The organism is Agromyces sp. NPDC058110 (assembly GCF_042884735.1).
Classification (GTDB): Bacteria; Actinomycetota; Actinomycetes; order Actinomycetales; family Microbacteriaceae; genus Agromyces.
In genome coordinates, this window is the sequence record NZ_JBHVTI010000007.1 from 129,891 (window position 1) to 150,395 (window position 20,505).

Here is a 20,505-nt window from a genome sequence, read left to right on the forward strand (position 1 = left end):
TCAGTCGCCCTGTTCGACCTCTTCGTCGTCTTCGTCGGGTTCGGCGACGCTCAGCACCTCGATCTCGAGAGCGTCGTCGAGCTCGGCGTAGATCGAGAGGGTCGGGTACTGCGTGGGCGCCTCGTAGACCAGCACGAGCGTGGCGTCGCTCGACACGATCGCGCCCTGCAGCTCGAGCTCGTCGGCGAGCAGCTCGTAGTCGGCCGCTTCGGGGGAGTCGGCATCGCCCTCGAAGTCGGAGTCGACCAGCTCGTGCACGATCTCGTCTTCGAGTCGGTCGAGCGCCTCGCCCGTGAGCGACGCCAGCGCGCGCTGCATGATGGCGAGCATCTCGGCGGCGTCGAACTGCTCGCCGTCGTCGAGCGCGAAGAGCACCGCGGCATGGCGGTCGCCCGGGAGCGCGACGACGGCGCTCAGCTCGCCGTCGTCATCGAGGTCTATGTCGGAGAGTTCGATCATGGCGTCCTCCTCGGGGCCGGTGCGGTTCGACGAACGGTCAGAGCTCGGTCTCGGCGGGCTCGGAGCGCACGAGCTCGTGCACGCCCGACAGGATCTCGTCGGGGCGGAACGGGTACTTCTCGATCTCGGCCTGGTCGCTGATGCCCGTGAGCACGAGCACGGTGTGCAGGCCGGCCTCGATGCCCGCGACGATGTCGGTGTCCATGCGGTCGCCGATCATCGCGGTGTTCTCGGAGTGAGCGCCGATCTTGTTGAGCGCCGAGCGGAACATCATGGGGTTCGGCTTGCCGACGACGTAGGGCTCCATGCCCGTGGCCTTCGTGATGAGCGCGGCGATCGCGCCCGTGGCGGGCAGGGGGCCGTCGGCGGACGGGCCCGTGGCATCGGGATTCGTGACGATGAACCGGGCACCCGCGCCGATGAGGCGGATCGCCTTGGTGATCGCCTCGAACGAGTAGTTGCGGGTCTCGCCGACGACGACGTAGTCGGGGTCGGTCTCGGTCATGATGAACCCGGCCTCGTGCAGGGCCGTCGTGATGCCGGCCTCGCCGATCACGAACGCCGAGCCGCCTGGCAACTGCTGCTTGAGGAAGTCGGCGGTCGCGAGGGCGCTCGTCCAGATGCGGTCTTCGGGCACGTTGAGCCCGCTCGCGCGGAGGCGGGCCGAGAGGTCGCGCGCGGTGAAGATCGAGTTGTTCGTGAGCACGAGGTAGGGCGTGCCGGAGTCCTCCCACTGCTGCAGCAGCTCGGCCGCGCCCGGCAGGGCGTGGTTCTCGTGCACGAGCACGCCGTCCATGTCGGTCAGCCAACACTCGACTTCATCGCGTCGTCCCATGCGCCCAGCCTATGTCGCGAAGGTCACGGCCCGATGACGGCCGAACGGCGGGCGGATGCCGGTGGCGGCCGTCCGCGGCATCCGTCCCCGTCGGCGACGTCGGCTCAGACGACCGCCACGGGCACCTCGCCCGCACGATCGGCCGATGCGCCGAGCGTCTCGGCCGGGATCGAGATCGTCGAGAACAGGTCGCCGCGTGCGAGGTCGCGGCCGCCCGAGCGGGAGACGTGCACGCGCACGATGACCCCCACGGGCAGGTCGTCGTCGGCGTCGATGGCGAACGGCACCCGCCCGCCCGGAACGACGGCGACGTCCTGCAGCACCGTCTCGGAGAGACGGATCGACGAGGCATCCGCGATGCGCGCGTCTTCGAGGCTGACGAAGACCGTCGCCGTGCCCGGCGTCGCGAGGCCGTCGAAGGCAATCGTGCCGAATCTCGTGCTCATGCGACCACCATGCCACTCGCCGCGCGCTCCCGCACGCGGTCGCGACGGGCGAGGGCGTCGGCGACGGCGGCCGTGATCGGCAGGCCGGTGCGCTGCTCGGCGAAGAGCCAGAGCCCCGCCGGATTCACCTCGAAGAACACGTACTCGCCGTCCGGGGTGCGGCGCAGGTCGATCGCGCCGTACACGAGCCCGAGTTCGGCCATGAGCCGGCGCAGGGCGGTCACGACGGCGTCGGGCAGGTCGAACGCCCGCACCTCGGCCTCGTCGAGCACCATGCGCATGTCGGACGGCAGGCTCGTGCCGGTCGCGTCGATCTCGGCGGCGTACGGTTCGCCGTCGATCATCGTCACCCGCAGGTCGACGCCGGGCACGTACTCCTGGAGGATCGTCGGCGCGAACCGCACCTGGTCGAGCCGGTCGACGTCGGATGCCTCGAGCAGGTGCGTCTCGCGCCAGGCGTCGGCCCGTGCGAGGAACGCCTTCGTGATCACGCGTCCGGTGCCGAGCTCGGCCACGAACGCACGGGCGCTCTCGGGGCTGCGGGTCACGACGGTGCGGGGGAGCGCGAGCCCGACGGCGGATGCCACGCTCCACTGGAGCGGCTTGTGATGCGCCCGTGCATCGGCCGCGGGCGGGTTGATCCAGTCCGCGGCGAGCGCGGCGACGACTCCGTCGAACACCTCGGCCGTCTCGCTGTACACGAAGCCGAGTGCCGCGGGGTCCACGATCGAGGGGTCGGCCTCGACGGCTCGGAGGCGTCGCCACCATCCGCCGCGCGCCGCTGCCAGGTCGAACTCTCCCGACTCGTTCACGAGTCGCACGGTCGATGCGCCGGAGCGGTCGTAGCCGAGCTCGAGCGAGCTCGACGTGCCGAGGGTGCCGGCATCGAGGAGGACGACCTCGCGGCCGTCGCCGAGCAGGAGCTCGACGACGGCCGCGGTGTGGTCGTCTCCGGGGTAGCTGACCACGAGGATCATCGTCAGATCCCCGCCTCTGCGGCGATGTCGTCGGCGAGCGCCGCCAGCGACGCGCGCACCGCGTCGAGCGCCGTGACCGCCTCGGCGAGGGCGACGGCGCGCCGCGCAGCCGCTTCGGTCGGGTCCGCGGCGTCGCCGAGCCCCGCCTGGGCGGCGGCTGCCGCCTGGAAGCGGCCGACGAACCCGCTCTCGCGACCGAGCACGAACGGCAGCGCCGGGTTGGTGACCAGTTCACCCGGCCTGATGCCGCCGAGCTGCTCGACGATCGTGGTCAGCACCTCGTCGGCCGGCCGCTTCTGCACGTCGATGATCGGGTCCTTGATCGGCTCCTTGCGGATCTCCTTGAACGGCTCCTTCACCAGTTCCTTGAACCCCTCCTTCGTGAACTGCTTGCCGCCGCCGTCGATGATCGGGTCCTTCGGGATCTCCTTCAGGTGCTCCTTGAACACCGTCTTCGGCCAGGCGAGCCCCGGGTACATGAGCTTGACGCCGGCGACGTCGCCCGCGGAGAGCTCGTCGCGCTGGCCCATGACGACGCCGGGCGGAATGGCGGCGATCGCCACGATCGTCGCCTGCCCGTTCTTCGAGAACGCCGTCGGGCCGTAGTGCATGATCGACCCGAAGTCGTAGGCCCCGAGGTCGGTGCCGTCGTTGATCTGCTGGTTGAAGTTCGGCTCCTTGCCCGCCTCGATGTTCTCGAAGTGGATCTGCACGAAGGAGTTCCGGTCCTCGCGCGACTGCTCGTGCCAGAGTCCGATCGCGTGCCCGAGTTCGTGGATCGTGTTGCCGACCCCGCACCCGGATCCGAGCACGATGTTCTGCTGGCCGCCGCGCCTGCCGACCGACGACGAGCAGCCGCCGCCGTCGACGAACCGCACGAAGTCGGCTTCGCCCGCGCGCGGCACGATCTGCAGCGGGGTCTTGGACTGCCAGTGGGCGATCGCGTTCGTGACGCGCGACGGGTTCGGCAGGTTGGGGTCGATCTCGTACGGGACGCGCCCGTTCGGCCAGCGGAACTGGTCTCCGCTGATGCCGACCGAGCGCATCACGCCCTCCGGATCGCTGGTCAGCCGTGACACGTCGCGCGCCCTGGCCTCGTCGGCCGTTCCGATGATGATGTCGCCTTCGACGATCGCGAGTCCGTCGACCTCCGCCCAGACCACGGGTTTCGAGGTGAAGCCGAAACCGTCGATGAGCGCGGTGCCGCCGATCGGGCCGTCGGCCTCCTCGCAGTGCTTGGGTGCAGCCGCCGGTTTGCGGGTCGAGCGAGCCCGATTCCCGCCTGCCGGGGGCTTTCTCTCAGCCATGTCCCACTCCTCTCGGGATGCGGGCGAGCGCCCGCTCGATCCGGTCGATCCGGATCTCGCGGCCGATCATGCTCCGAGCGGAGGAATGTCGCGTCAGTGGCAGCACGGAGCCATGAGGAATCCTCAGGGTCGGCCGCGTGCGAGTCTACTCCGCCGGGGCCCGTTCGGCCCCGGCCCGGCCCCGGCTCAGTGCAGCAGGGAACGCCACTCGGCCGGCACTCGGCCCTCCGGCCCCGGAGCCGGCTGGTCGTCGGGCCGGGCGAACGGCGGGCTGAGCGGCACCGAGGGTGCGGACGTCTCGGAGAAGTAGTCCCAGAACCAGTGCTCTCCGGGCTCGAACGACGTGGCGACGCGGTGCCCGGTCTGCTCGGCGTGACGGCGCGCGTGCTGCGCGATCGACGAGTCGCAGCATCCGACGTTGCCGCAGTCGACGCACCGGCGCAGGTGGAACCACCATCCGCCGCCGCCGATGCAGTCGTCGCACCCCGTGCCCGACGGCGGAGGCGCGAGCTCGCTCATGCGAACACCTGCGCGGCCGCGAGCGCGAGATGCACCGACGCGACGGCGCTCGAACCCTCGCCGACGGCGGCGGCCACGCGCTTCATCGAGCCGCGCCGCACGTCGCCGGCCGCGAAGACCCGCGGCACCGAGGTCTCGAACGGCAGCGGCATGCGGCCCATCGCCTGCCACTGCTCGTTCAGCCCGATCACGTCGGCGCCCGTGTGCACGAAGCCGTCGTCGTCGCGTTCGAGGCCGCCGAGCCAGTCGGTCGCCGGGTCGGAGCCGATGAAGCAGAACAGGCCGCGGCAGTCGACGGTCATCGGCGCGGCATCCGAGCCGTCTCCGGCGTGGCCCTGCTCGAGCGTGACCTGCTCGAGCGCGTCGCCGCCGTGCAGCGCCGTGACCTGCGTGCCGGTGTGCACGTCGATGCGCACGTCTTCGGTGATGCGGTCGACGAGGTAGCTCGACATCTGCCGCGAGAGGTCGTCGCTGCGCACGACGAGGCGCACGCGGCATCCGCTCATCGCGAGGGCGAGCGCCGCCTGCCCGGCCGAGTTCGCGCCTCCGACCACGATGACGTCGCCGCCGGCCACCTGCCGGAGCTCGAGGGCGGACGCCGCGTAGTGGATGCCGGCGCCCTCGAACTCCTTCCACCGGTCGAGGGCGAGCGAGCGGTAGGCGACGCCCGTCGTGACGATCACGGCACGCGCCTGCACGACCGCGCCGTCGGCGAGGGTCAAGTCGATCAGCCCGGCGCCCGCGTCGAGCCGCACCGCCTCGCACGGTGCGATCACGTGCACGCCGAACTTGATGGCCTGCAGCGACGCCTGCGCGGTGAGGTCGTCGCCGCTCACGCCGAACGGGAAGCCGAGGTAGTTCTCGATGCGCGACGTCGACGACGACTGCCCGCCGGGCGCGACCGAGTCGAGCAGCACGGTCTGCAACCCCTCAGAGGCGCCGTAGATCGCCGCCGCGAGGCCGGCCGGCCCGGCGCCGACGACCGCGAGGTCGACGACCGCGTCGTCTTCGGCCGCGTACGCGAGCCCGAGCACCTCGGCGAGCATGCCCGGCGTGGCGTTCGGGATGTTCTCGCCCTGCACGATCGCGACCGGCAGGTCTTCCACGGTGAGGCCGTGCCCCGAGTACCGCTCGGCGATCTCGGGGTCGTCGATGTCGGCCCACGTGTGCACGAGGTCGAGTCGCTCGGCGTAGCGCCGCAGGGCGACGGCCTCGCGCGAGCGGCCGGAGCCGACGATCTTCAGCGTCCACGCGGCCGGTCCGCTGCGCAGCTGCTCGCGCCTGGCCCAGAGCGTGCGAAGCATGAGGTCGCACAGCTCGTCGTCTTCGGCCATCATTCGCTGCAACGACTCGTGGTCGATGCGGTGCACGAGCCCGGCCTCGGCGACGCGCGCCGTGAGGAACGCGCGCTGCCCGTTCAGCAGCCCGAGCTCGCCCGCGAAGCTGCGCGGCCCGAGCGTGGCGATGCGCGTCTCGCCGATCCACTTGAGGGGCTCGCGCACGATGTCGACCGCGCCCGACTCGACCAGCACGAGGTCGTACCATCGGTCGCCCGTGGCGAACAGCACGTCGCCGGGCTGCGTCGGCGTCGCCACGCCGTAGCGCAGCATCCGGGCCCACTGCTCATCGGTCGGTTCGGGCATGTTTCGGGTTCCTGCGGCTCCCATCCCTCAATCGTGCACGACGATGCCGCGGAGCGGGAGGGTCGGTTTGCGATCCGCCGCGTTCGACTACCCCTGGCGCTGCAGCTCCGCCAGGAGTTCGGGCCCGCGTCGATCGAGGATGTCGCCGCCGACACGGACGCCGACGATCAGGACCACGGTTCCGAGCAGCACTCCGAGCGCGAGCGAGATCCACCCGAAGAGCATCTCGCCGCTCGCGAACCCGATGATCGCGATCACGAGCTCGGGCAGCACGAGGATCGCGAGCGCCGTCCAGGTGATGAACAGCGAGAGGGTGAGGCTGAGGCCGCCTCCGGGCTTCGACTTGAACGGGCTCTCACCCGGAGCGGGCACGGCGAACACGAATCGGCCCGAGATGAGCGACGACAAGCCGAAGCCGCTGAGGAGCACGCCGATCGTGATGCCCAGCAGGCCGGGCAGTGCGCTCCAGGCATGTGTCAGCCAGACCGTTCCGACCACGGTGAGCAGCGACACCGGGACCGCGAACGCCGCGAGCGCGAGCACCCGGCCGATCCGGTCGTCCCGCCCGCGCACGCCCATCTGCAGATGCAGGGCGAACGCGGTGCTGTCGTACGAGACATCCGTGTAGATCGACATGGCGAGCAGGACCGCGATGATCGGCCCGACCGAGTTGAGCGGGGCGAGGTCGCCGTTGGTGCCCGCGTAGAAGAGCACGAAGACCGGCACCAACGGCAGCATGATGAGCGACTGCGCGTACCGGGGATCGCGGATCCAGTAGGTCAGGGCCCTTGCGGCGACCGCGCCCGCAGGGGTTCCGGGGAACACGCCGAAGAACCCGGCGCCTCGGTTCGCGGCCTTCGCTTGCGTCGAGCGCGCGGGGGTCTCGAGCGCCTTGGCGAGACTCCAGCGCCACACCAGCGCGAACACCGCGAGCGTCGCGAGGCCGATCAGGAACTGCAGGCCGGCCCGGCCGAGGTCGCCGGATGCCACGTCGGCCGGCACCGCCCAGATCGCGCCGAGCGGGGTCCACGCGACGATCGACGCGATCTGCGGCAGTGCGTCGAAGTTGTCGCTCAGGAGCCGTTGCAGGCCGAGCAGGATCGGCCCGAGCAGGATCAGCGGAACGAAGACGACGAGCCCCTTGGCCTCGCGGAACCGGCGGCCCTCGCCGATGATCGAGGTGAGCGCGACCAGCATCCGCGATCCGACGACGCACGTGAGCACGCCGATCACGGCGCACACGATCGCCGCTGCAGCCGCGGCGGGGTGCCGCCACCAGGTCACCGCGGTCGAGAGCGCGGCGATCGAGGTCACGATGCCGGGAACGCCGAGCACGCCGCTCACGGCGAGCCCCACGAGCAGTTTCGGGAGCGGGATGGGGAAGGGCACGAGGCGGGCGGGTTCGACCGTCTGGTCGATGCCCGACGTCAGCACCGGCAGGATCGTCCAGCCGAGGATCAGTACGGCTCCCGCGAGCACGACGATCGCGCCCGCCACCTCGACGGGAGCGAAGCTCAGGCCGAACAACCCGGCGACGACCCCGACGAGGATCCCGAGGCCGTAGACCGCGCCGATCGCCGCGGCGGCCAGCTGCCAGGGGCTTCGACGCAGCGAGTTCCACAGCAGGATGAACCGCAGCCTTATGAGAGTCGCAACCACTCGGGCCCACCTCCCGCGCGCCGTCCGCCGACGAGCTCGACGAAGCGGTCCTCGAGCGACGCACCGTCGCGCACCTCGTCGGTGGTGCCGGTGGCGAGCACCCGGCCCTGCGCGATGATCGCGACGTGGTCGCACATGCGCTGCACGAGATCCATCGCGTGGCTCGAGACGATGACGGTGCCGCCGGACTGCACGTACCCGTCGAGGATGTCGCGGATGTTCGCCGCCGAGACGGGGTCGACGGACTCGAAGGGCTCGTCGAGCACGAGCAGCCGGGGAGCGTGCACCATCGCGCACGCGAGGGCGATCTTCTTGGTCATGCCCGCCGAGTAGTCGACGACCAGGCTGGAACCGGCGCGTTCGAGGTCGAGCAGTTGCAGCAGATCGGCGGCACGAGCTTCGACCACGTCGCGAGGCAGCCCGGCGAGCAGGCCCGCATAGGTCACGAGCTGGAATCCGGTGAGGCGGTCGAAGAGCCGCACGCCGTCGCTCAGGATGCCGACGAGCTTCTTCGCCTCGAGCAGGTCGCTCCAGACCTCGACGCCGCGGATGCGGACCTCGCCCGCGTCGGGTCGGAGCAGCCCGGTCGCCATCGACAGGGTCGTGGTCTTGCCGGCGCCGTTCGGTCCGACGAGGCCGAAGAACGAACCGTTCGGCACCTCGAGATCGAGCCCGGCGACGGCGACCTGATCGCCGAAGCGCTTCGTGAGCCCTCGCAGCACGAGGGCCGATGCGGCGGGCGCCTCCGCCGGCCGAGCAGTGTCCGTCATACGTGGTCTCCGATTCGATCGTCGATTTCGCGAACCCGACCCACCCTACGAACCCGAGTGGGCGAGCGGATCCCCCGTGCGACGGATTCGTCGGCCCGAGCGCGTGCGGATGTCGGAGCGCCCCGGTACGGTGGGGCCCTGCCGGGTCCCGGCAGGCGGACCGGGCCCGAACGACGGCGGAGGGTTGCGACATGGGCGACATGGGCGTGGGCGACGTGGGCGACACGGGCAGTGCATCGGGCCGCATCACCGCGGCAGCGTTCCATCGGGCAGCCGGGGTCGCCGAGTGGCGCGTGACGGCCACGGGGCCGCAGGCCGTGTTCTCCGCGACCTCCCTCGCGCAGGCGGCGGGCCTCGTGGCGCCCATCGTGGCCGCGGCCGAACGATTCGGCGTGCAGCCCGACATCGACGTGCGGCCAGAGGCGGTCGTCGTGCGCATCCCCGATCGGGACTTCGAGGGCATCCCCGAGGCCGCGCCCGGCTTCGCGGCGGACGTGTCCGAAGCCGCCGCCGAGCTGGGGCTCGTGGCCGACCCGTCGCGGGCGCAGTCGATCGGCGTCTACATCGCCCAGCACTCCGAAGCAGACGTGCGCCCGTTCTTCCTGGCGGCGCTCGGGTACGACCCGCTGGGCGACACCGATGCGGTCGATCCGCTGCGCTGCGGACCCCAGCTCGCGTTCAACCCGATCGCCGGCGACCGGCCCGCGAGGGGGCGCTCCCACTTCGACGTGTTCGTGCCCGCCGACCAGGCCCAGGCGCGCGTCGACGCCGCGCTCGCCGCGGGCGGCCGGCTCGCCGACGGCTCCCGCCCGCCCTACTGGTGGTCGCTCGCCTCGCCCGACAACCACGGCGTCGACATCGCGCCATGGCCAGACACCGATGAGTGACGCCGGGCCGCGACCGGCCTGCCCGACCTGCGGCGACCCGTTGGGGTTCGAGATCCTCGACGACGAGCGCTTCCTCGTCGTGTGGTCGTGCCTGAACTGCGGTGCGGTGCGCACGACCGAGCCGGCCTAGCCGACGTCGTCGCGGACCAGGGCCTGATCGGCCCGGTTCGTCGATCGCGGGTCGGTCGGTGCGGTCGGGTCGGTCGGGTCGGTCCTGACCGACCGATCGCGTGGCGCCGTCAGCGCAGCGCGGCGATCGCGTCGGCCACGAGCTCCACCTCTGAAGGCTCGTCGTCGGCCTCGGGCGTGAAGCCGAGTCGGGTGACGACCAGGTCCTCCGACGGCACCACGATGATTTTCTGCCCGTCGTGACCCGAGGCGTAGAACGTGTCCTCGGGCAGGTTCGGCCAGCGCAGGCTGCCATCGGGCATCACGTTGACGCGCCAGGCCATGCCGTACCCGGGGTCATCGGTCGCCGTCACGTCGGTCACCGTGAGCGTCTGCTCCATCCAGTCGTCGGGCAGCAGCTGCTCGCCGTTCCACTCGCCGCCCTGCAGGGCGAACTGCCCGAGCGCGGTCCAATCACGGGGGGTCGCCCAGAGGTACGAGGAGCAGACCGGCGTGCCCGCGGCATCCGGCTCGAAGACACCCGACGACAGGCCGAGCGGCGCGAGCAGCTTCTGGCGGGGCAGGTCGGCGCCGAGGCCGGTGCGCTCGGCGAGCACCGAGCAGAGCAGCGTCGTGCTGCCGCTGGAGTACTCCTGCACGGTGCCGGGCTCGCTCTCGAGGGGCAGGCCCGCGACGTAGGCTCCCATGTCGCGCTCGCCGTAGAGCATCTGCGTGATCGGCGTGCCGAGGTCGTAGGTCTCGTCCCACTCGAGACCGCTCGTCATGCGCAGCAGCTGCTCGACCGTGATGTCGGCGCGCCCGTCGGTCCACTCGGGGCGCAGGTGGTCGTCGCCCAGCGAGACGACGCCCTGCTTCACGAGCATGCCCGTCATGAGCTCGGTCGCGCTCTTGGACATCGACCAGCCGAGCTGCGGGGTCGTCGCGTCGAAGCCGTCGGCGTAGCGCTCGGCGACGAGCTCGCCGCCCTTGGCCACGACCACGGCGCGCGTGCCGAGCGCGTCGGCCTGCTCGGTGGGAAGGTCGTCGCCGAACGCCTTCGCGAGCGCTGCGTCGAGCGCCGGATCGGCGGCGGGGGTCGCGGCATCCGTGAACGGGTTGCCCTCGGAGGTCGCCGCCGACGCGGTGCCGAGCTCGGGCCGGTCGCCGTCGAGCGTGCAGCCGAAGCCCTCGGTGTACCAGGCGTGCTGCGCCGCGAGCACGCCGAACAGCGAACCGGTGGTCTGGTCGCCGTCGACCGACTCGCGCAGGTAGGGCACGAGCGGGTTCGGAGGCAGGTCGGTCTCGGGGTCCTCGCGCCCGCTGACCTGGGTGACGGCGCAGGCGTTGTGCGCCGCGTACCCGGTGCCGGTGAGCAGCATCGGACGCTGCCACCAGTAGACGGCGATGACCCCCGCCACGACGACGAGCACGATGACGAGGAGGACGACCATTGTCCTGCGAAGAATACGCACCGCGGGATGCTAACAGGGAAGCCGCCGAATCCCGCATCGGAGTCGGGAACGGGCCTCCGCCTCGCCTCCGCCTCGCCCCGGCGTCGCCTCGTCCGAGGACGCCTCGACGCCGTGCGGTGGGTTCGATCCGACCTCACCGCGTCGAAGCGTCCTCGGCCGTGCGGCGCGGACGAAGGGGGAGCGTCAGGCCGTGACCCAGATCGCCGCCGCGACCTCCGGCTCGAGCTCGGCGACCTCGCCGGCGGCCCGCAGGCCGATGCGGCCGCCCGGGGCATCCGTCACCTCGATCTCGATGCCCGGCACGATGCCGCCGTCGGCGAGCGCACGAAGCACCTCGGGGTCGCGATCGCTGATGCGGATGACCCGCCCCGCATGGCCGGGTTCGGCGTCGGAGAGCAATAGGAACGGCTCGGTCGCGACCTCGCCCGCCGCCGAGGGGATCGCATCGCCGTGGGGGTCGCGCGTCGGGCGGCCGAGTCGCAGGTCGATGGCCTCGAGCAGCCGGTCGCTGAGGGAGTGCTCGAGCACCTCGGCCTCGTCGTGCACCTCGTGCCACTCGTAGCCCATCTCGGCCACGAGCCAGGTCTCGATGAGCCGGTGGCGCCTGACCACCGCCAGGGCTCGCTCCCGCCCGGCGTCGGTGAGTCGGAGCGGCCCGTACGGCACATGCGCGACCAGCCCCTGCGCCGCCATCTTCTTCACCATCTCGGTGACGGATGACGGGGCCACGCCGAGCTTGTCGGCGAGCACCTTGGGCGTGATCGGGTCGGGCTGCCACTCGGTGTGGGCGTACACCGTCTTGAGGTAGTCCTCGATCGCGGGGCTGGTGGCTGGCATCGGCCTCAGGATATCGGGCGCCGCCATCCGCGCCGGGCCGGGTGGCGGTCAGGTGCGAGTCAGGCGCCGATCGGGCGCGGGCAGGCGCCGAGCGGGTGGCGGTCAGGCGCGGGTCAGGCGCCGATCGGGCGGCAGTCAGGCGCCGAGCCGCGCGGCGAAGAACTCCGCGGTGCGGGCCACGGCCGCCGACGGATCGGCGCCGGCGAAGACGTGGCCCGCGCCGGGCACGGCTTCGAAGGTCGCGTCGGCCCCCGCGTCCACGAGCTCGTCGGCCAGGTCGGAGCTGTTCGACGTCGTCACCGTGTCGTCGGCGTCGCCGTGCAGCAGCAGCATCGGCGCGGCGTGCGCAGTGACATGGCTCCGCGGCGACGCCCACGCGGCGATCGAGGCATCGGGATGCTCCGCGAGCAGCGAACCCGTGTAGGAGTACCAGCCGACGACGGCGTCGACGCGCGACTCGACCGCAACGACGCCGACCCGCCCGACGAGCGCGGGATCGCTCGGGCGTAGGCCGGCGAACGCCGCGAGGAAGCCACCCGCCGATTCGCCCATGACGCCGATGCGGTCGGCATCGAGTCCCAGCTCGGGGCCCACGGTGCGCAGCCAGCGGATCGCCGCGTGCACGTCGTGCAGCGCCGCCGGGAACGGCGCCTCGCCGCTCAGCCGGTACTGGGCCGAGGCCGTCGCGATCCCGGCATCGGCCAGGGCCTCGGCCACGCCGAACAGGGGGTCGTGGTGACTGCCCCAGAGGAAGGCCCCGCCGTGCAGGTAGAGCACGACCGGCACCGGGCCGTCGGCGGGGGGCACGCGCAGGTCGAGCACCAGCGGGCGGAACCCGGCGAGCCGCGCGTAGGCGACGTCGGTGTAGCGGCGGTCGCCGCGCTCGTCGACGACGGGCGACAAACCGGATGCCGCGTCGGGCTCCTGCTGCCTCGCGAGCGTCGGAGGCAGGTCGGGGCCGGTCGCGAGCATCGCGGCGAGGTCTGCCGCGCTGAGCGGCGTGCGTGCGGTCACCCGCCCACCGTAGCGCCGACGACCGACCGCCCCGCCCGTCGCGTGGATCGCGACGGGCGGGGCGGTCGGAGTGCTCGGCGGGAGTCGCCGATCGAGGCCTGCGATCAGTCGAGCAGGCCGCCGAGGTCGAGGTCGCCCGCGAGGCCGCCGGTGACGTCGCCGACGAGGCCGTCGACCGAGCCGCTCACGTCGCCCACGAGCCCGTCGACCGTGCCCGTGACGTCGCCGACCGAGCCCGTGACGTCGCCGACGGAACCGGTGACGTCGCCGATGTCGACCAGGTCGCTCACGTCGCCGAGGTCGACGTTGGTCTCGTTGCCCGACCCGATCGGCGCCTGCACGTCGTTGCCGGAGCCGACCACGTTGCCCGAGCCGTTGCCCGACGCGACGTCTCCGACGTCGTTGCCGGAGGCGATGTCGCCGGGCGCGACCACGACGGGGCTCTCGTTCGAGAGGTCGCCGCCGGTGATGTCGCCGCCCGTGACGTCGCCGCCCGTGATGGGCGAACGGCTCACGATGCCGCCCAGGTCGTCGAACGACACGGGGCCGAGGTCGAGCAGGTCGGTCGCACCGCGCACGCCCGTGTCGCCGAACAGGTCGGTCGTGGTGGTCGACTCGGTGACGCTGGTCTCGTCGCCGATGCGGTCGTCGGCCATGGCGGGGGCCGCGACGCCCGCGGCGGCGAGTCCGACGGCCGCGAGGGCGGCTGCTCCGACGAGGGTGCGCTTGGCGGTGAACGTGTTCATGGGATGAACCCTTCCTCTCCGTGCGCCGGCGTCGGTCCCCGTTCGGGACCCTCACGACCGGCACGGGGGTCGATCCGGCACGGGCGCCCGAACGGTTTGGGGGTCGCGGTCGACGCGCCCGGGTTCCGCAGCGCTCGCCGTGACTTGCTGTGACTGGCTGGGTGCGGCGATCAGCAGGATGACGGGGAAGCCGAACCGGTCGCCGAAGAAGGCTGGCAGGACGCCGGGAGCCCGCCCGCGGCATCCGTGCTATTCGCGAGGACCCGGCCGGACCCTCGCGTCGGGGGCGTCGCGCGAGGGCCGGCCGGAGAAGTGCGGGGTCAGGCCCCCGTGAACACCAGCCAGAGCAGCACCCCGTTCAGCGTGATGAGGAACACGGATGCCGCGATGCCCGCCGCCGTCGTCGCCCAGCGGTTGGCGTATCGCCCGAGCACGCCCCGTCTCGCCGTCACCGAGACGAGCGGGATGAGCGCGAACGGGATGCCGAACGACAGCACGACCTGGCTGAGCACGAGCGCCGTCGTCGGGTCGAACCCGAGGGCGAGGATCGCGAGCGCGGGCACGAGCGTCACGAGCCGGCGTGCGAGCAGCGGCACGCGCACGTGCAGGAGGCCGTGCATGATCTCGGCTCCCGCGTAGGCGCCGACCGAGGTCGAGGCGAGCCCGGAGGCGAGCAGGCCCACGGCGAAGAGGGTCGCGACGATCGGGCCGAGCGACGCCGCGAGTGCGGCGTGCGCGCCCTCGAGGCTGTCGGTGCCCTCGACGCCCGCGAGGTTCGCGGCGGCGAGCAGCAGGATGCAGAGGTTCACGGTGCCCGCGATGGCCATCGCGATCGTGACGTCCCAGCGGGTGGCGGTGAGCAGGCGGGCGGTCGGGATGGCGCGTGCCTCGGTCGCGTGCTTGGGCGCGAACCGGTCGCGGGCGAGCGCCGAGTGCGCGTAGATGGCGTGCGGCATGATCGTCGCACCGAGGATCGAGGCGGCGAGCAGCACCGAGTTCGCGTCCTCGAAGCGCGGCACCAGGCCGCCGAGCACGCCCGCCGGGTCGGGCGGCGCGATGAAGACGCCGACGCTGAAGCCCACGGCGATGATCACGAGCAGCCCGATGATGACGAACTCGAAGGGGCGGGCCCCGCGCTTGGACTGCAGCACGAGCAGCACGAGCGAGACGCTGCCAGTGATGAGGCCGCCCCACACGAGCGGCACGCCGAACAGCAGGTTGAGGGCGACTGCGCCGCCGATGACCTCGGCGATGTCGGTGGCCATTGCGACGGCCTCGGCCTGCAGCCAGTACGCGCGGCGGCCCCAGCGGTTGCCGATGCGCTCGCCGAGCACCTCGGGCAGGCTCTTGCCGGTGACCACGCCGAGCTTGGCCGACAGGTACTGGATGAGCCAGGCCATGACGTTGCCGATGACCACGACCCAGACGAGCAGGTAGCCGTACTGCGCTCCGGCGGTCATGTTGCTCGCGACGTTGCCCGGGTCGAGGTAGGCGACGCCCGCCACGAGCGCGGGCCCGATCAGCCACGCGAGACGGGGGGCGGATGCCGCGGGGCGGCGGCCCGAGGCATCCGTCGCCGTGTCGGCGGTCGGCTGCGGTCGCGTCGGGGTCGTCTCGTCGTCGAGCGTTTTCGGCATACCGAAACCATAGCAATATTTAGGCAAGCCGAAAAGTACGGTCGAGCGATACGAGAGGGCGCCCCCGGGGCGCGGCGAGCCTCGGCCGACCGGCGGGCGTGCCGCCGCCCGGTTTCGCGGTCGCAGCCCGTCGTCGCCGTCGCCGTCGTCGCCGCGGTCGTCGCCGTCGTCGCCTGCGCACGCGCGCGGGTAGCGTGGGGCGCGTGAGCGAAGAGCAGCCGTCGACCGAGGCCGGGCCCGAGCGCGAGCTGCCCGAGCCCGAGCGCCCCGAGCCGACCCTGCCGCACGGCGTGCCGCCGTGGCCGGGCGGGCGCGAGGCGTGGCCCGCCGATCCGCACTACGACCCCGACCTGCTCGAGCACGGCGACACGCGCAACGTGATCGACCGCTACCGCTACTGGCGCCTCGACGCGATCGTCGCCGACCTCGACCTGCACCGGCATCCGTTCCACGTCGCGATCGAGAACTGGCAGCACGACCTGAACATCGGGTCGATCGTGCGCACCGCGAACGCCTTCGCGGCCGAGACGGTGCACATCATCGGCCGCCGCCGCTGGAACAAGCGCGGCGCCATGGTCACCGACCGCTACCAGCACGTGCTGCACCATCCGGATGTCGCCGACTTCGTCGACTGGGCCGCCTCCGAGGGCCTGCCGATCATCGCGGTCGACAACGTCGATGGGTCGGAACCCGTCGATGCGGCGCCGCTGCCCACGCGGTGCGTGCTGCTCTTCGGCCAGGAGGGGCCGGGACTCAGCGACGAGGCGATCGCGGCATCCGACCGGGTGGTCGAGATCACGCAGTACGGCTCGACGCGCTCGATCAACGCGAGCGCGGCGGCGGCCATCGTCATGCACGAGTGGGTGCGGGTGCACGCGAAGCACTGACCGGGGCCCGTCACGGTCAGACCGGGCCCTGCACGAAATTCAGGAGATCTCGGCCTCTGGGCTTCTCCGGAGGGCGAAGGCCAGCATCTCCTGAATTTCGGATGTCGCGCGGCTCGGCCGCCCCGGTCGGCGGGGCTGCTCGGTCCGGGTGGGGGCCGGCTCAGCGGGGCCGCCCAGGTCCGCGGAGGCCCGGTCCGTCGGAGGCCGGGTCAGCGGACCCCGAGCAGTCCGGCCGCGCGGAACTCCGCCGCCTGCAGCACGCTCCACGGGCTGAGCAGGAACGGAGCATGCTCGGCGGTCGTGAGGAAGTCGGCGGTCTCCACCCAGACCCACGACACGACCTCGTCGGGGTCGGGCGCGAGTTCGGTCGGCAGTTCGGCGAAGAACACCGGGCACACCTCGTGCTCGACCATGCCGCTCGCGTCGACGGCCCGGTAGCGGAACTCGGGGAGCACGAGCCGGATGTCGCGGGGCTCGACGCCCAGCTCAGACCGCACGCGACGCGCGACCGCCTCGGCGGGATCCTCGCCGGGCCGGGGATGCCCGCAGCAGGCGTTGGTCCAGACGCCGGGCCAGGTGCGCTTGGCGAGCGAGCGCCGGGTCAGCAGCATCCGTCCGTCGGCATCGAAGCCGTAGCACGAGAAGGCGAGGTGCAGCGGGGTGTCGAACCCGTGCACGAGCGCCTTGTCGAACGTGCCGATCGGGGTGCCCGCGTCGTCGAGCAGCACGACCTCCTCGATGACGCGGCCGACGACCGGGCCGCTCACGATGCCGCCGCGGGCTCCGGCACGCGAGCGGCCTCGAGCACGAGGTCGCGCACGCGGGCGGCGGGCACGAGATCGGGCGACGCGTCCCAGAAGGGCAGCTCGGCATCCGAGCAGATGAGGAGCGGCGTGTCGGCGTCGGACTCGGGCAACCGTCCGTGCGTGCCGCGCACGTGGGTCGGATCGAGCGGCACGACGTTCATCGCGTACCGGAACCCGAGCTTCTTGCGCACCAGTCCGAGACCCGCGCGCGCCTTGGCGAACGGGTCGGCCGGGTCCATGAACAGCTCGGCGGGGTCGTAGCCGGGCTTCTTGTGGATCTCGACGCCGCGCGCGAAGTCGGGCGCCCGATCGTCGTCGAGCCAGTAGTAGTACGTGAACCAGGCGCCCGGCGCGGCGACCGCCACGAGCTCGCCCGAGCGCGCATGGTCGAGGCCGTAGCGGGCCTGGGCCTCGCGATCGAGCACCTCGTCGACGCCCTCGAGCCCGAGCAGGATCTCGCGCACGCGCGGCACGTCGGCGGGGTCGCGCACGTACACGTGGGCGACCTGGTGGTCGGCGACGGCGAACGCCCGCGAGGCCATCGGGTCGAGCAGCTCGCGCCCCTGCTGCTCGTGCACCTCGAGCAGGCCGGCGCGGCGGAGGGCGCGGTTGACGTCGACGGGTCGGTTCGCGGGGGCGATGCCGTACTCGGCGACCGCCACGATGGTCGCGCCGGCCGCGATCGCGTCGTCGAGCAGCGGTGCCAGCGCGGCGTCGAGCTCGGTGGCCGCCCGGTCGGCCTCGGGCGAGTCGGGGCCGAAGCGCTGCAGGTCGTAGTCGAGGTGCGGCAGGTACGCCATGACGAGGTCGGAGGCCTCGTCGCGCAGCACCGAGCGGGTCGCCTCGACGATCCAGGCCGTCGAGGCGATCGACGCGGTCGGGCCCCAGTAGCGGAACAGCGGGAACTCGCCGTGCTCGCCCACGAGTCGATCGTGCAGGGCGGGCGGGCGCGCGTAGAAGTCCGGCGACTTGCGCCCGTCGGCGTGGTAGACGGGCCTGGGCGTGACCGTGACGTCGGTCGTCGCGCCCATCGCGTACCACCAGCACACGTTCGCGGTCGTGAAGCCCGGCTCGAGCCGACGAGCGGTCTCCCACACCTTCTCGCCCTCGACGAGCGCGTTGTGCTGGCGCCAGAGGTTCACCTCGCCGATGTCGCGGTGGTACCAACCGTTGCCGACGATGCCGTGCTGCGCCGGCGCGAGGCCGGTCAGCATGGTCGACTGCACGCTGCAGGTGACCGCGGGCAGCACGGTGCCGAGCCTCGCGGAGGCGCCTCCGGCGGCGACGGCGCGCAGGCGAGGCATGTGCGACAGCGCCCGCCCGGTGAGCCCGACGACGTCGAGCAGCAGCACCCGGGTCATGAGAGCACCGCCTCGGTGACGGATGCCGCGGCGCGGCCGCTCGCGTTCGCGCCCCCGTCGTCGGGGTCGCCGAGCAGCTCGGCCACCGCCCAGCGCAGCTCGGATGCGATCCCCTCGACGAGGTCGCCCGCACCTCCGGGGAGCACGGTCCAGGTGTAGGTCTCGACGTCGAGGTGGGCGTCGTCGCCGTCTGGCAGCTCGCGCACGGCCGCCACGGCGCGACGCAGCACGTCGGTCGTCGACGAGAGCGGATGCTCGGGCTCGAGGTGCAGCGGCACGTGGAAGTGCACGCGCCACGGGCCGTCGGTGCGCAGCCCGTCGACCTCGTCGAGGGCGTCGGGCAGGTCGTCGACGCGGATCACCGCGCCGTCGGGCGCGAGCGCCCGCGTCTGGTGCAGGTAACGGGGTTCGGCGAACGCCGTGAGCGCTTCACGCGCAGCCGGTTCGGCGGGGTCGGCGATGTGCAGCGCCGCCGAGGCCTGCACCTTGGGGATGCGGATGCCAGCGGCCCCGACCCGGCGCACGGTCTCCACGGGGTCGGCGAACGAGGTCGCGAGGTGGCACGTGTCGAGGCAGATGCCGACGAACTCGGGGTCGATGCGGCCGAGCGCGGTGGGGCCGAGGCGGGGGGCGAGCCAGCCGACGATGTCGTCGACGGTGTCGAGCACGCACCCGGGCTCGGGTTCGATCGCGAGGCGGATCGTGCGGCTGGTGCGCTCGCGAAGCTCGCGCAGTTCGTGCGAGACTCGGGAGAGGGTGGCCGTGGCCAGGTCGTCCTCGGTCGGGGTCCACGGGAACCGCCAGCCGAGGGGCAGCGTCGAGATGCTGCCGACGCCTCCCTCGGGAAGCAGGTCGGCGAGCACGCGCGCGCACTCGAGCGTGTAGTCCGCGCGCCTCGGGTCGGTCCAGTCGGGTCGGTAGACGTCGAGCTTCACGACCTCGGCGTGGAACGACGTGTAGGGGAACGCGTTGATCGTGCGCACCTCGAGCCCCTCGGCCTCGAGGCCGTCGCGCAGCCGGTCGCGGGCTGCGGAGTCCGATGCGAGGCGGTGCGCGAGCGGCGCGGGCAGCCACAGGCCGACGCCGAGCCGGTCGAGGCCCGCGGCCCGACGCGCCGGGCCGGCGTACCGGGAGAGCTGGTCGAGCACGCCGTCGAGATCCTCGGCCGGGTGCACGTTGGTGCAGTACGAGAGCTCCATCAGGCGGGCACCCCCCGCAGCACCGAGTTGCCCTCGAACGTCGACGGCACCGGCCCCGCGGCATCCGTCGAGCCCGCGGCTTCCGCCGACCCCGCGGCATCCGTGGCCTCCGGATCGGTCGCCCCCTCGAAGCCCGGCACCGGGTCGAGGTTCAGCCGCCCGCTCTGCCCGTAGAACTCGACCGGGTTGCGCCACAGCACGAGGTCGACGTCGTCGGCGGTGAAGCCCGCGTCGAGCATGGCGTTCGCCGTCGCGAGCGTCTTCAACGGGTCGGAGTGGCCCCAGTCGGCGGCGCTGTTGGCCAGCATCCGCTCGGTGCCGTACTCGCGCAGGATCGCGACGAAGCGGTGCTCGTCCATCTTCGTGTCGGGGTAGATCGAGAAGCCCATCCAGCAGCCGCTGTCGGCGACATCCGCCACCGTGGTCTCGTTCAGGTGGTCGACCACGACCATGCCGGGCGCGAGGCCCGACTCGCGCACGACGTCGAGCGTGCGGCGCGTGCCGGCGGCCTTGTCGCGGTGGGGCGTGTGCACGAGCGCGGGCAGGCGATGGCGGAGCGCCAGTTCGAGGTGCGCGGCGAACACCTCGTCCTCCTCGGGCGTCATCGAGTCGTAGCCCGTCTCGCCGACGGCCACGACGCCGTCCTTCGCGAGGTAGCGGGGCAGCACGGCGAGCACCTCTCGGCAGCGCGGGTCGTTCGCCTCCTTCGGGTTCAGTCCGATGGTCGCGTGGTGACGGATGCCGTACTGGGCGGCGCGGAACCGCTCCCACCCGATGAGCGCATCGAAGTAGTCGGTGTAGCTGCCCACGTTGGTGCGCGGCTGGCCGAGCCAGAACGACGGCTCGACGAGCGCACGCACGCCGGCGTCGTACATGGCGCGGTAGTCGGTCGTCGTGCGCGAGGTCATGTGGATGTGCGGGTCGAAGATGCGCATG

Annotated in this window: 21 protein-coding genes; 3 read left to right on the plus strand and 18 right to left on the minus strand. The window is 72.3% G+C overall.

Annotation, left to right across the window (positions count from 1 at the left end; translation table 11 throughout):
- From ACFVS8_RS17535 to ACFVS8_RS17575, 9 genes are all read right to left on the minus strand, one after another.
- Positions 1–459: a hypothetical protein gene (locus ACFVS8_RS17535; RefSeq protein ID WP_387065196.1), complete on the minus strand. Its 459-nt coding sequence runs from the start codon at positions 457–459 to the stop codon at positions 1–3.
- Positions 460–496: 37 nt separating this feature from the next.
- Positions 497–1,294, minus strand: a complete 798-nt coding sequence (locus ACFVS8_RS17540) for an HAD-IIA family hydrolase (RefSeq protein WP_387065199.1) — start codon at positions 1,292–1,294, stop codon at positions 497–499.
- A 104-nt stretch (positions 1,295–1,398) separates the two neighbouring features.
- On the minus strand, positions 1,399–1,740 hold the full coding sequence (locus tag ACFVS8_RS17545) for a hypothetical protein (RefSeq protein ID WP_387065202.1): 342 nt from the start codon (positions 1,738–1,740) through the stop codon (positions 1,399–1,401).
- Positions 1,737–2,717, minus strand: coding sequence for an MvdC/MvdD family ATP grasp protein (locus ACFVS8_RS17550; RefSeq protein ID WP_387065205.1), 981 nt, complete (start codon positions 2,715–2,717; stop codon positions 1,737–1,739). Before ACFVS8_RS17550 ends, ACFVS8_RS17545 begins: the two co-directional genes overlap by 4 nt.
- A gap of 2 nt (positions 2,718–2,719) precedes the next feature.
- Positions 2,720–4,024 carry a M12 family metallopeptidase gene (locus ACFVS8_RS17555; RefSeq protein ID WP_387065208.1) on the minus strand — a complete coding sequence of 435 codons (1,305 nt, stop codon included), beginning with the start codon at positions 4,022–4,024 and terminating at the stop codon, positions 2,720–2,722.
- 186 nt (positions 4,025–4,210) lie between these two features.
- On the minus strand, positions 4,211–4,543 hold the full coding sequence (locus tag ACFVS8_RS17560) for a UBP-type zinc finger domain-containing protein (RefSeq protein ID WP_387065211.1): 333 nt from the start codon (positions 4,541–4,543) through the stop codon (positions 4,211–4,213).
- A complete protein-coding gene (locus ACFVS8_RS17565) occupies positions 4,540–6,186 on the minus strand; it encodes an FAD-dependent oxidoreductase (RefSeq protein WP_387065214.1) in 1,647 nt (548 codons plus the stop codon). The genes ACFVS8_RS17560 and ACFVS8_RS17565 overlap by 4 nt, the downstream gene beginning before the upstream one ends.
- An 87-nt stretch (positions 6,187–6,273) precedes the next feature.
- On the minus strand, positions 6,274–7,845 hold the full coding sequence (locus ACFVS8_RS17570; RefSeq protein WP_387065217.1) for a transporter: 1,572 nt from the start codon (positions 7,843–7,845) through the stop codon (positions 6,274–6,276).
- A complete protein-coding gene (locus ACFVS8_RS17575; protein ID WP_387065220.1) occupies positions 7,827–8,615 on the minus strand; it encodes an ABC transporter ATP-binding protein in 789 nt (262 codons plus the stop codon). Before ACFVS8_RS17575 ends, ACFVS8_RS17570 begins: the two co-directional genes overlap by 19 nt.
- 191 nt (positions 8,616–8,806) lie before the next feature.
- Here ACFVS8_RS17575 and ACFVS8_RS17580 point away from each other — a divergent pair, with 191 nt between their 5' ends.
- Both ACFVS8_RS17580 and ACFVS8_RS17585 read left to right on the plus strand, forming a co-directional pair.
- Positions 8,807–9,502 (plus strand): VOC family protein, encoded by a 696-nt coding sequence (locus tag ACFVS8_RS17580; RefSeq protein ID WP_387065222.1) that lies wholly within the window; start codon positions 8,807–8,809, stop codon positions 9,500–9,502.
- Positions 9,495–9,632, plus strand: coding sequence for a hypothetical protein (locus ACFVS8_RS17585; RefSeq protein WP_387065224.1), 138 nt, complete (start codon positions 9,495–9,497; stop codon positions 9,630–9,632). Before ACFVS8_RS17580 ends, ACFVS8_RS17585 begins: the two co-directional genes overlap by 8 nt.
- A 109-nt stretch (positions 9,633–9,741) precedes the next feature.
- Here the strand turns inward: ACFVS8_RS17585 and ACFVS8_RS17590 are convergent, their stop codons facing one another.
- From ACFVS8_RS17590 to ACFVS8_RS17610, 5 genes are all read right to left on the minus strand, one after another.
- Positions 9,742–11,061 carry a serine hydrolase domain-containing protein gene (locus tag ACFVS8_RS17590; RefSeq protein ID WP_387065226.1) on the minus strand — a complete coding sequence of 440 codons (1,320 nt, stop codon included), beginning with the start codon at positions 11,059–11,061 and terminating at the stop codon, positions 9,742–9,744.
- Between the two features lie 204 nt (positions 11,062–11,265).
- Positions 11,266–11,919 carry a metal-dependent transcriptional regulator gene (locus ACFVS8_RS17595; protein ID WP_387065228.1) on the minus strand — a complete coding sequence of 218 codons (654 nt, stop codon included), beginning with the start codon at positions 11,917–11,919 and terminating at the stop codon, positions 11,266–11,268.
- Positions 11,920–12,054: 135 nt separating this feature from the next.
- Positions 12,055–12,933, minus strand: a complete 879-nt coding sequence (locus ACFVS8_RS17600) for an alpha/beta hydrolase fold domain-containing protein (RefSeq protein WP_387065231.1) — start codon at positions 12,931–12,933, stop codon at positions 12,055–12,057.
- Between the two features lie 104 nt (positions 12,934–13,037).
- A complete protein-coding gene (locus tag ACFVS8_RS17605; protein ID WP_387065234.1) occupies positions 13,038–13,679 on the minus strand; it encodes a hypothetical protein in 642 nt (213 codons plus the stop codon).
- A gap of 320 nt (positions 13,680–13,999) precedes the next feature.
- Positions 14,000–15,316, minus strand: a complete 1,317-nt coding sequence (locus ACFVS8_RS17610; protein WP_387065237.1) for an Nramp family divalent metal transporter — start codon at positions 15,314–15,316, stop codon at positions 14,000–14,002.
- 248 nt (positions 15,317–15,564) lie between these two features.
- Between ACFVS8_RS17610 and ACFVS8_RS17615 the strand changes: the two genes are divergently transcribed.
- The gene (locus ACFVS8_RS17615; RefSeq protein WP_387065566.1) at positions 15,565–16,203 is read left to right on the plus strand and encodes a TrmH family RNA methyltransferase; all 639 of its coding nucleotides are present in this window, start codon (positions 15,565–15,567) and stop codon (positions 16,201–16,203) included.
- 209 nt (positions 16,204–16,412) lie between these two features.
- On the opposite strand, the gene idi is transcribed toward ACFVS8_RS17615, so the two are convergent.
- From idi to ACFVS8_RS17635, 4 genes are read right to left on the minus strand one after another with little or no spacing between them, the layout of a single operon-like run.
- Complete coding sequence (gene idi, locus ACFVS8_RS17620; RefSeq protein WP_387065240.1) at positions 16,413–16,970, minus strand: isopentenyl-diphosphate Delta-isomerase; 558 nt, start codon at positions 16,968–16,970, stop codon at positions 16,413–16,415.
- Positions 16,967–18,370, minus strand: coding sequence for an alkaline phosphatase family protein (locus ACFVS8_RS17625; protein ID WP_387065242.1), 1,404 nt, complete (start codon positions 18,368–18,370; stop codon positions 16,967–16,969). Before ACFVS8_RS17625 ends, idi begins: the two co-directional genes overlap by 4 nt.
- Entirely contained in the window at positions 18,367–19,569 is a 1,203-nt protein-coding gene (gene eboE, locus ACFVS8_RS17630; protein ID WP_387065244.1) for a metabolite traffic protein EboE, read from the minus strand. Before eboE ends, ACFVS8_RS17625 begins: the two co-directional genes overlap by 4 nt.
- Positions 19,569–20,504 (minus strand): TatD family hydrolase, encoded by a 936-nt coding sequence (locus ACFVS8_RS17635; RefSeq protein ID WP_387065247.1) that lies wholly within the window; start codon positions 20,502–20,504, stop codon positions 19,569–19,571. The genes eboE and ACFVS8_RS17635 overlap by 1 nt, the downstream gene beginning before the upstream one ends.
- Position 20,505 lies beyond the last annotated feature (1 nt).